Origin of the sequence: Paraburkholderia tuberum STM678 (assembly GCF_902833905.1) — a bacterium.
Taxonomy (GTDB): domain Bacteria; phylum Pseudomonadota; class Gammaproteobacteria; order Burkholderiales; family Burkholderiaceae; genus Paraburkholderia; species Paraburkholderia tuberum.
Genome location: NZ_CADFGP010000122.1, coordinates 1 through 9615, shown reverse-complemented (window position 1 = coordinate 9615; position 9615 = coordinate 1). Strand labels below are relative to the sequence as shown.

The following is a 9615-nucleotide window of genomic DNA, read 5'->3' as shown; positions in this document are numbered from 1 at the left end:
CGCGTGCTACGCATGTATTTCATTCGCCATTCGAGGTGTTCGAACGTATGCTCGCAACCGCTTCGATAACTTCAGCTTCCGTTCATTAACCCGCTGTTGCGCTTCACCTTTGAAACCGCCAAGCAAACAGCTTCAAATCTGCAGTGTCACCGCGTCCGGCCTGGCGACTGTTTCAATCGTAGTACCCGAGGATCGACTTGACCTCCATGTATTCTTCCATGCCTTCGATCCCATACTCGCGCCCGTTCCCAGATTGCTTGTACCCGCCGAACGGAGCCTGCGGGTCCCATGCCGGGTAGTTCAGATGCACCTGACCCGACTGGATGCTCGCGGCTACCGCACGCAGCAGTTCCCGGTCGCTGCCTTGCACGTGCGCGCCCAAGCCGTACACGGTGTCGTTCGCAATCGTGATCGCTTCTTCGACGGTATCGTAAGGAAGGATCGCGAGAACCGGCCCGAAGATCTCCTGCTGCGCAACCGTCGTATTGGTACGGACATCCGAGAAGATCGTCGGGCGTGCGTAAAAGCCCTTGCCAAATCCGGCTGGCCTTCCGGGGCCACCCGCGATCAGCTTCGTCCCTTCGTCAATGCCGGCCTCGATCATTTGCTGCACCCTGCCGAACTGCGCGCAATTGGCAAGCGGACCGTGGGTCGTCGCTTCGGCGAACGGATCGCCAACAATCATCTGTTCCGTCGCTGCCACGGCCAGCTCATTAATCTTGTCGAGGACGCTGCGCGGAACAATGAGGCGGGTAGGCGCGCTGCACGACTGGCCCATATTCCGGAACGCGGCGGCGATGCCCAGCGAGACGGCTCGCGGCAGATCGGCATCCGGCAACACGACGTTGGGGGACTTGCCACCGAGCTCCTGCGCCACACGCTTGACAGTCGGCGCGGCCGCCTGTGCGACCAGCACGCCCGCGCGCGTCGAACCGGTGATCGACACCATATCGACTTGCGGATGGGATGCCAGCGAAGTGCCCACGTCGGGGCCTGTGCCGCTCACCAGGTTGAATACGCCGGCAGGAATCCCCGCATCGGCGATCACTTCTGCAAACAGCAACGCACTCAGCGGCGAGAGCTCGCTGGGTTTAAGGACCACGGTGCAGCCCGCTGCCAGCGCCGGACCGACCTTCGCCGTGATCTGATAGATCGGCCAGTTCCACGGCGTGATCAGCGCGCACACGCCGATCGGCTCGCGCGCGACAGCGGTCGTTCCACGCTGGACGCGGAACGGGTACTTCGCCAGATTGTCACGCGCGACCCGGATATGTTCGGCCGCGAGCGGCACGTGTGCGGCGCGCGCATAGCTGATAGGCGCACCCATTTCCGTTGCCAGCGCCGTGGCGAACAGTTCGGCGCGCTCGATGATCAACGTATGAACGCGGTCGAGCTGCGCGGCGCGCTCCTGCGGCGAAGTCACGGACCATCGCGCGAACGCTCTGCGCGCGGCTTGCACAGCCAGGTCGACGTCGCGTGCGTTGCCGAGCGGAATCTCGCAGAGCGTCTCTTCGGTTGACGGGGAGACGACCGCGACCCGATCGGGACCTTCGGGCACAGTCCATTCGCCGTCAATAAAGAACCGCTCCAGCCTTCCCGCTTGCATCAGGTGACGAACAGGTGAATTCATTGCAGTGTGTCCTTGAGTCGGTACCATGCGCCCACGAACGGCAAAAACCACGGCTTGCCGAAGTGACCGGGGATAGCAGGCCAGTCGAAGTCTTTCCACGGGTTGAGATCGGCGCGTCCGTCCATGATCTCCGCCATCAGTGTGCCCATCAGCGTGGCCATGTGAGTGCCGTGCCCGCTATAACCCATTGAGTAGTAGACACCGTCACGCTCGCCCGCGCGCGGCAGCCGGTTGGCCGTCATGTCGACCATACCGCCCCAGCAGTAGTCGATGCGCACGTTGGCCAGTTCGGGAAACACGGTGGCCATCTGCTGTCGCAAGATCAGGCCGCTCTTTTCGTCCGAACTGGGGTTTGACGTCGCGAAGCGCGCACGACCGCCAAATAGCATCCGGTTGTCGGGCGTGACACGAAAGAAGTTGACGAAGTTTTTGGTGTCGGTGGCCATCCGGCGGGTTGGCAGCAACCGGTTCAGCAGTTCCGGCGACAAGGGCTCGGTGACGATGATGAAGGCCCCAACCGGCACGATCCTGCGTCGAATCCAGCCGAACGGTCCCACCTGCGAGATGCCGCTCGCCAGAAGCACCTGCGGCGCGCGGATCTCGCCCCGCGGCGTTCGGACCACGTATGCGCCCCGGGATTCCCTCTGTAACCCCAGCACTGGCGTATGTTCCAGAATGTGCGTTCCGCGCGCTTGCGCAGCCCTCGCAAGACCACGAACATAGCGACCGACGTGCATCCCGGCACTCTTCTCGAAGATCAACCCGCCGTGATAACGATCCGAGCCGATCTCATCACGAAGCTCTGCCTTCGTCACAAGGCGCGCATCCGGGTCAACGCTCGCGGCGAGCAACGCCTGACTTCGCACCAGCTTGTCGTAATGCTCGGGCTTCGCCGCGAGCTTGAGTTTTCCCCTGCGGACGAAATCGCAATCGATCGACTCTTCCCTGACCAGCCGCTCGACCGTATCGACGCCCGCGTCGAACGCGAGATATAGCCGGTTCGCCAGTTCCGTGCCGATGCGCTGCGACAGTGAAGCGTAATCCTGCGCGAAGCCGTTGTTGCACATGCCGCCATTGCGTCCCGACGCCGCCTGCCCCACGGTTCCTGCTTCGCATACCATGACGCGTGCGCCTTTTTTCGCAAGTGCCAATGCAGCCGCCGTGCCCGTTATACCTCCGCCAACGACGACCACGTCGCAACTTCCACCGGGCACGTCAGGCGAGTTGCTAATGAACGGCTCAGACGTGTCCAGCCAGTAAGAACTGAAATGCATTACAAACTCCAAGCGCGCAAGCGGCAAAAAACTGGTCTTAAAAGTCGGCAACCTTTCCCCGCACCGATTCGTTGAGTCGCGCAGGACGGTAGGGTTCGGGATCGACGATCGGCTTCACACCTGTGACCAGATCGGCAACGAGATGGCCGCATCCCGGCCCGATGCCGAACCCGTGACCGCTCAGGCCTGCGGCCAGCACGAAGCCAGGCAGTTCCTTCGCTTCGCCGATGGCAGGAACGCCGTCCGGTGTCGTGTCAATGTAACCCGCCCACGATGCCGCAATCCGACTTTCCCGGATCACCGGACAGAGATCGATCGCCCGCTTGCGAATTTCCCTGAGCGTGGCTTCATCGACACAGGGGTCCAGCACCCGCATCTTTTCCATCGGCGTCGGCTGGTCGAGCCGCCAGCGCCCCATTGCTTCATGACCGGAACGTACGCCTTCCAGATTTCCCGGACTGAGGCTGCGCGAGCGGCGTCCGAACATCGGCATGAAGTCCTTTGCGTAGCGGATTTTTTGGAGCGTCGGGTCAAGCTTTGCCAATCCGCTGATTGAGAGCGTATATTCTTCGTCACCACGTCGCGTGATGGTGATGGCCGAGGTGTGCAGCGCATCCGGCAACGTGCCCCTGGGCAGCAAGACCGACATGACCGATGAGCGAATACTTGCCTGGGGCAGCCGGATGCCGAGCTGCCGGCAAAACGAGGAAGCCCATGCGCCGCCCGACAGCACCGCGATCTTCGTGCGGATCGTGCCTTGTTCGGTCACCACGCCGCTGACCCGGCCGCCTTCGGTTTCGATGCCGCGTGCCGCGCAATTCTGATGAACCGTCCCACCCAGCTTCATGATGCTGCGAGCCACGGCCGGCGCGGCGTTAGCCGGGTCCGCAATGCCGTCCGTGGGTGCGAACACCCCGCCCTTCCAGTTGCGTCCTGTCGCGGTAGCCCGCTCGGTAGCCTGTTTGCTGCCGAGCACCTCCGTCCTGACACCCGCCGTGCGCGCAAATTCGCACCAGCGCGCCCAGGTGGCGAGTTCGCTGTCGTCGTTGCTCAGGTATAGCAGGCCACTGCGGCTAAAGCCGGTGGTCTCGCCGGACTCGGCTTCAAACTGCTCCCACAGCCGTAGACTCTCGGTCGCAATCGGCAATTCGCGCGCGTCGCGGTTCTGTTGGCGGCACCAGCCCCAGTTCCGGCTGGACTGCTCCCCGCCGACTATGCCTTTTTCGATGAGCGCGACCTTCACGCCCCGCTTCGCCAGAAACCATGCGGTAAACACACCGACGATCCCCCCGCCAATCACGACGACATCAGCGCTTCGCGGTAGCGTCGGTGTGGTATCGACACGGGTCAACGGCACGCGCATCTGCGGAAGCTCCTTCCCAAGTTCTGTTCTGTGGTGCATCGTATGTCAGGATTATCGATCGCCTTAGGCTCGCGTTGCTAAGGGACCAATTAACCCACCGTTAAGGCTGGCTTAATGGTCAGATGGTGCGACGCCGCAATCCGGCCCATCCAAAGTTCGTGGCGGCAGATTTCGTCGCTCGTGGCAACACCTAGAACATCGCCTGACTGATAAGCCCGTACTGCCGGCAGACGGGATCGGGCGCGCCACGATGTGCACCAGCGGGCGCATTGCGAACCATCTTCAAGACTGTGTCCACGCGCTTCAATCCCTGTCCGCTTAGCCAGTCGGTCAAACTCGTTCCAGAAGGGACGTCGATACGAACGAATTCGCCCTCTCGTCCGGTCAGCCAATAGCCGTTCAGAGCCCTCGCACGAGCGTCGTCGCGCGAACGCAGTGCGACAACGGGGCCGATCACATGACCCCGGCCGAAGCGGCGGAGCACAGAGAATCCGACAATTTCACCATCACGTTCGAGCACGACGCTTTCCCCGAGCTTCAGCAATGCGGACAAAATCGCATTTCGCTCCAGCCCGGAAGCGCGCGCAGCCAGTTCAATGAGCGCAGGGAAGTCGGCAGGAGTCCCCGACCGCAGTCGCTCGCCATCGAGCAACGCGACCGGGAAAGTCTTGCTGATGTTCCCTTGATATTGCTCCAACGATCCGCACTCGTTAAAACCCAGCTTTTCGTAAAGCGGCTGGCCGGCTGGCGTCGCATGCAGGAAAGTGATGCGCGGCCCCAGCTCTTCGAGGACGGCTTCCATCAGCTTACGGCCGATGCCCCGCCCCTGATGCCCGGATGACACAATCACGTGACCGAGAGAAGCGCGGTCCGTTCCGAATTTCCAGCACAGCGCCGTACCAATCACAACACCATTTTCTTCAGCCACGAACCCTTTTGCTGAGTCAGCGGAAAATTGCCAGTCTTCCGGCCTGTATGGCCAGTTGAGCGCCATTGAGAGGGCATGAGCTGCCGGTATATCGGCCGAGGTGAACGTTCGATACCAAAGTTTCGTCGTCGAGGATGGAACGTTCACGACATGCTCCTGTTTCATTAAGTTACCCTACCCAATGTTGCTATTTACGCTACCCGGGCTAGCCATTCCCGAGAATGGATCTCTCACGCAAGCACGGACACGATGCTTGCGCCCAGCCTTGCGGGCTGACGTTGCGGTTGCGCCTTTAGCGCCCACAAAGTGGCAGGCCCGCGCCGCACCTGATGTAGGCGTTACATTCGTCGCGCCCGCTGCTAAGCGTCTCAAGCGCGACGCGTGGCGCCATCGCAAATCTGCACTGGTTACGCTAGACCAATGCGACCGCTTCGATCTCGATCTTCAGACCAAAATGGAGCGCGGGAACCGGCACCACGACGCGAGCGGGCCTCGCATCGCCAGCCCAACGCGCATAGATCTCGTTGAAGCTCGCCCAATGCGCAACATCGACGATATAGACACGCACCTGTACCAGTTTCTTGATATCGCTGCCAGCACCGGCAAGCGCGGAAGCCAGATTTGCCAACACCTGCTGGGCCTGGGCTTCGAAAGGCAGGTCCATGAGCTTTTCGCCGCGCGCATCGATTGGAAGTTGACCGGACACAAAAATCAGTTCATTCGCGATCGAAACGTGACTGTAGTGGCCACCCGGCGTTACCAGTCCGGCGGGATTCATCGTGTGAGGGAACTGCGCACCGTGCTCATACTGATCCATGACGACCATTCTAAGTAGACAGAACCTCGCCGATCACTGCCCCGAAGAAGTCAGGGAGCTATCGGGCTTTGTTGACTCCGGGCGAGCCCTCCTGCAGCATCGCGCGCCCACCGCAGTTGCCACGTCCATGCGACGAACTATAGAAAAAAATGTTTTTGTCGTGTTTAATATCCAATAAACCGTTCGTTAATGGTCTCTTAATGCTCCAACTTGAAGACATGCAACTGTTCCGCGCGCTGGGCGCGTCACAATCGCTTGCCGCAGCCGCAAGGCTGTTGGATCTCACGCCGCCTGCAGTCACGGTACGCCTTCAACGCATAGAAGAACGGCTGGGGCTTCGCCTTGTGACGCGCGCGGCAAGAGGCATCTCACTCACGAACGAGGGCCAGCACCTTGTTCAGGAAGCGATTGAAATCCTGGAACGGATCGAGTCGATTCCGTCGCGCGTCTCGGGAGAATCAAGCGGGGTGAGCGGCCATTTGCGCGTCGTGGCACCGTTCGGGTTTGGCCGCGCATACGTCGCACCGCTGGTCCGCGATCTGCATTTGTCCCACCCAAGTCTTGCGATTTCGCTCATCCTGTCGGAAAGCCCGCTCACGGCAGCGTCGGGCGCCGACGCGGTCGTATCGATCGGCAACGTCAAAGGGTCCTCCTGGATAGGACATTACCTCGCGCCGAACGACCGCTTCCTGTGCGCAAGCCCTGCCCTTGCGCGTCGTCTGTCGAAACTCGAGCATCCATCCCAGCTCACACGGTACGAATTCCTGAGTTTGCGAGAAAACGACGAAGACGTGACCCGCCTGCGCTTCACTCAACACGATGCTGCGGGAAAGCGCGTAGGCAAAGCAGTTACGATCCGGCTAAATAGCGCGTTGTCGTCGAACGACGGCACCGTGGTCACTGACTGGGCGGTGGACGGCCTGGGCATTATCGAGCGATCCGAGTGGGATGCGGCACGGCTGATCGCCGAGGGAAAACTGAAGCGCGTGTTGCCGGCATGGCGCCTCGACCCCGCGCCGGTAATGGCCCTGACGCCAACGCGTCAGGGCCTGACGATCCGCCAGCGCGTGTTTCTCGACGCCGCAAAACAGGCCTTCAGCCCCACACCCTGGCGCAATTGACGTGGCATTCAATATGGCTTAACGGTCGCTTTACCCGCCGTTAAACACAACCTCCCAGCGAACTCCTATAGTGGCGACTCCTTCCGCACGGTACCGTGCCGAGATACCCATCGCGCGAAGAATCGCAAGGAGCCGCAGATGAGATTGCAGTCGCTTAATACCCCCGCAGCGTTGATCGATGTCGAGCGTATGAACCACAACATCGAGCGGATGCAGCAACGCCTGAACGCACTTGGCGTGAGTTTCCGCCCGCATGTGAAAACAACCAAGTGCGAGCAGGTGGTAAGAGCGCAAATGGACGCCGGCGCACGCGGCATCACCGTGTCCACCCTCAAGGAAGCCGAACAGTTCTTCGCAAGCGGCATCCGCGACATCGTCTACGCTGTGGGCATGGCCCCGACGAAGCTCTCGCAGGCGCTGGCACTCCGGAGGCAGGGCTGCGCCCTGAAGATTGTCGCCGACAGTGTCCCATGCGCAGAGGCCATCGTCGCTTTCGGCCGGGAACATGAAGAAGCATTCGAAGTATGGATCGAGATCGATGTGGACGGTCATCGTTCGGGTATCGCACCCGACGACGACCTGCTCCTCACTGTCGCATCGACCTTATCGACGGGCGGCATGCGCCTCGGCGGTGTAATTGCCCACGCGGGCTCCAGTTACGACTACGATACGCATGACGAACTGGTGCGCATCGCCGAACAGGAACGTTCGGGCTGCGTGCGCGCCGCTGAACGCCTTCGGGCGGCAGGCCTGCAGTGTGACGTCGTGAGCATCGGATCGACGCCGACAGCGCTGGCTGCCGAGCATCTGGAAGGCGTAACGGAAGTTCGCGCTGGCGTCTATGTGATGTTCGATCTCGTCATGCATAACGTGGGCATCAACGACATCTCCGAAATCGCATTGAGCGTATTGACGACTGTGATCGGCCACCAGAGCGAGAAAGGCTGGGCCATCGTCGATGCAGGCTGGATGGCAATGAGCCGCGACCGCGGCACACAGCGCCAGAAGCACGACTTTGGTTATGGGCTCGTCTGCCTGGAAAACGGCGAAGTGCTGGGAGAGTATGTGATGACTGGCGCGAATCAGGAGCACGGCATCATCTCCCGACCCGGCAGGCCAGACCACGAGATCGCGAAGCGGTTCCCAATCGGGACACGTCTGCGCATCCTGCCCAACCATGCGTGTGCCACAGGGGCGCAGCATCCGGCCTATCAGGCCGTCGGTCCTGACGGCACGGTTGAGACGTGGCCGCGTTTCTACGGCTGGTAAGCCGCTCCGAACTCAGGACGCAGTGCGCGTGTGGTGACACAGGGTCATCCGTGATGCCGTCAAGGGATGGCGCGATCGAACGCGCGGATCCCTTCCGCGGCCACGCTTCATTTCACGGACACAGGCACGTAACAGGGTGCGCCGCCGTTGCAAGCCCCAGACCGGTGAGGGCGGAACCGGAAACACGCCTCGCCCCCACCGACTGGACCGGGCGATGCACGCATCACGGCTGTTGAATTCTTCCCGCGGGTTCGCCACACGAAATGCTGCGCGAGCTAATCGGAACACGGTATCCGCGCTTTTTTGAGAGTTTTTCGCGCGTTGTCGCGCGATAGTGAGCACGTAATATGGATGCGTCATGGGCCCACACAGCGTCAGCAAAACCATATCGATCCCTTCGCTCATCGACCTCAAGCCCCAGACATCTGACATATCCAGTGGTAAACGGTGGTTTTGAGCAGTGGCTAAACCGTCAACTTCCAACATTAGGCAAAACATGAAAGTCCAGCAGATCAAACAGAGCGTCACTTTCGAAGGTCTTGAGGATCGCGGAACGGTCGATTCTCTAGGCGCCGCGCCAATCAGGATCGCCGGCTTGCGGAAGACCATCGAGGGCAGCGAGTCGGCTAACACCGGTATCTTCGAATGCACTGCGGGATCGTACCTACGCAAGGTAAAGGAAGCCGAAGTGATGCATATCTTGTCCGGGCGGGGACGATTTACCCCAGACAACGAAGGTACGGTTCACTTTGAGCCTGGTGACACCCTGTTTTTTGCGTCAAACACCCAAGGGCTCTGGGAGGTCGACGAGACCATGCGCAAGGTCTACGTCATTCTTTAACGACAAGCGGGGCGACATAAGCGGTTCTGTCGCAGTAAGCGTGACGAGACGACAAATGTCAATATAATCAGTATTGGTTACATAACAAGTGAATAAAACTTCCGGGAAGCAGACAACGGGTCTTTGCCCACACATTTCATCTGTCCTTTCCTGATCATGTGCATTACCTCGATGCCGCCGAGAATGACCCTTGCACTGTGGAAATCCTTGAACCCTAGCATAGGACGGGTCCGGCGTTTGATAGCCCGATGGTCCTCAACTGGTTGCGCGTTTCCGTCCATTGCGAACGGAAGAACTACGATGACCGTTGGTAATCGTGCGAAGCCAGGAACATCGTTGTGAAAAGCGACTGGTATCTCGATATCGGAGTTT

General features: G+C 60.4%; 9 protein-coding genes. 3 read left to right on the top strand and 6 right to left on the bottom strand.

Annotated elements, in window-relative coordinates; genetic code table 11:
- Positions 1-172: 172 nt before the first annotated feature.
- The 5 genes from HWY30_RS39840 to HWY30_RS39820 all read right to left on the bottom strand — a co-directional run bounded on the left by HWY30_RS39840 (position 173) and on the right by HWY30_RS39820 (position 6012).
- Entirely contained in the window at positions 173-1630 is a 1458-nt protein-coding gene (locus HWY30_RS39840) for an aldehyde dehydrogenase family protein (protein WP_090812485.1), read from the bottom strand.
- On the bottom strand, positions 1627-2904 hold the full coding sequence (locus tag HWY30_RS39835; RefSeq protein WP_090812486.1) for an NAD(P)/FAD-dependent oxidoreductase: 1278 nt from the start codon (positions 2902-2904) through the stop codon (positions 1627-1629). The genes HWY30_RS39840 and HWY30_RS39835 overlap by 4 nt, the downstream gene beginning before the upstream one ends.
- A gap of 37 nt (positions 2905-2941) precedes the next feature.
- On the bottom strand, positions 2942-4267 hold the full coding sequence (locus HWY30_RS39830; protein WP_090812487.1) for an NAD(P)/FAD-dependent oxidoreductase: 1326 nt from the start codon (positions 4265-4267) through the stop codon (positions 2942-2944).
- A 190-nt stretch (positions 4268-4457) separates the two neighbouring features.
- On the bottom strand, positions 4458-5360 hold the full coding sequence (locus HWY30_RS39825) for a GNAT family N-acetyltransferase (RefSeq protein WP_090812488.1): 903 nt from the start codon (positions 5358-5360) through the stop codon (positions 4458-4460).
- A 247-nt stretch (positions 5361-5607) separates the two neighbouring features.
- Positions 5608-6012 carry a RidA family protein gene (locus tag HWY30_RS39820; protein WP_090812639.1) on the bottom strand — a complete coding sequence of 135 codons (405 nt, stop codon included), beginning with the start codon at positions 6010-6012 and terminating at the stop codon, positions 5608-5610.
- Between the two features lie 200 nt (positions 6013-6212).
- Between HWY30_RS39820 and HWY30_RS39815 the strand changes: the two genes are divergently transcribed.
- From HWY30_RS39815 to HWY30_RS39805, 3 genes are all read left to right on the top strand, one after another.
- Positions 6213-7133: a LysR substrate-binding domain-containing protein gene (locus tag HWY30_RS39815; RefSeq protein WP_090812489.1), complete on the top strand. Its 921-nt coding sequence runs from the start codon at positions 6213-6215 to the stop codon at positions 7131-7133.
- Between the two features lie 138 nt (positions 7134-7271).
- Positions 7272-8402 carry a DSD1 family PLP-dependent enzyme gene (locus tag HWY30_RS39810; protein ID WP_090812490.1) on the top strand — a complete coding sequence of 377 codons (1131 nt, stop codon included), beginning with the start codon at positions 7272-7274 and terminating at the stop codon, positions 8400-8402.
- A gap of 496 nt (positions 8403-8898) precedes the next feature.
- A complete protein-coding gene (locus HWY30_RS39805) occupies positions 8899-9243 on the top strand; it encodes a cupin domain-containing protein (RefSeq protein WP_090812491.1) in 345 nt (114 codons plus the stop codon).
- A 77-nt stretch (positions 9244-9320) separates the two neighbouring features.
- On the opposite strand, the gene HWY30_RS42325 is transcribed toward HWY30_RS39805, so the two are convergent.
- Positions 9321-9615: DDE-type integrase/transposase/recombinase (locus HWY30_RS42325; RefSeq protein ID WP_244145201.1), on the bottom strand; the 295-nt coding region annotated here is incomplete at its 5' end.

Bases quoted from the DNA above. Each gene is read 5' to 3' on its own strand.
- HWY30_RS39840 (WP_090812485.1), bottom strand. From the start codon at position 1,630: ATGAATTCACCTGTTCGTCACCTGATGCAAGCGGGAAGGCTGGAGCGG.
- HWY30_RS39835 (WP_090812486.1), bottom strand. From the start codon at position 2,904: ATGCATTTCAGTTCTTACTGGCTGGACACGTCTGAGCCGTTCATTAGC.
- HWY30_RS39830 (WP_090812487.1), bottom strand. From the start codon at position 4,267: ATGCGCGTGCCGTTGACCCGTGTCGATACCACACCGACGCTACCGCGA.
- HWY30_RS39825 (WP_090812488.1), bottom strand. From the start codon at position 5,360: ATGAAACAGGAGCATGTCGTGAACGTTCCATCCTCGACGACGAAACTT.
- HWY30_RS39820 (WP_090812639.1), bottom strand. From the start codon at position 6,012: ATGGATCAGTATGAGCACGGTGCGCAGTTCCCTCACACGATGAATCCC.
- HWY30_RS39815 (WP_090812489.1), top strand. From the start codon at position 6,213: ATGCTCCAACTTGAAGACATGCAACTGTTCCGCGCGCTGGGCGCGTCA.
- HWY30_RS39810 (WP_090812490.1), top strand. From the start codon at position 7,272: ATGAGATTGCAGTCGCTTAATACCCCCGCAGCGTTGATCGATGTCGAG.
- HWY30_RS39805 (WP_090812491.1), top strand. From the start codon at position 8,899: ATGAAAGTCCAGCAGATCAAACAGAGCGTCACTTTCGAAGGTCTTGAG.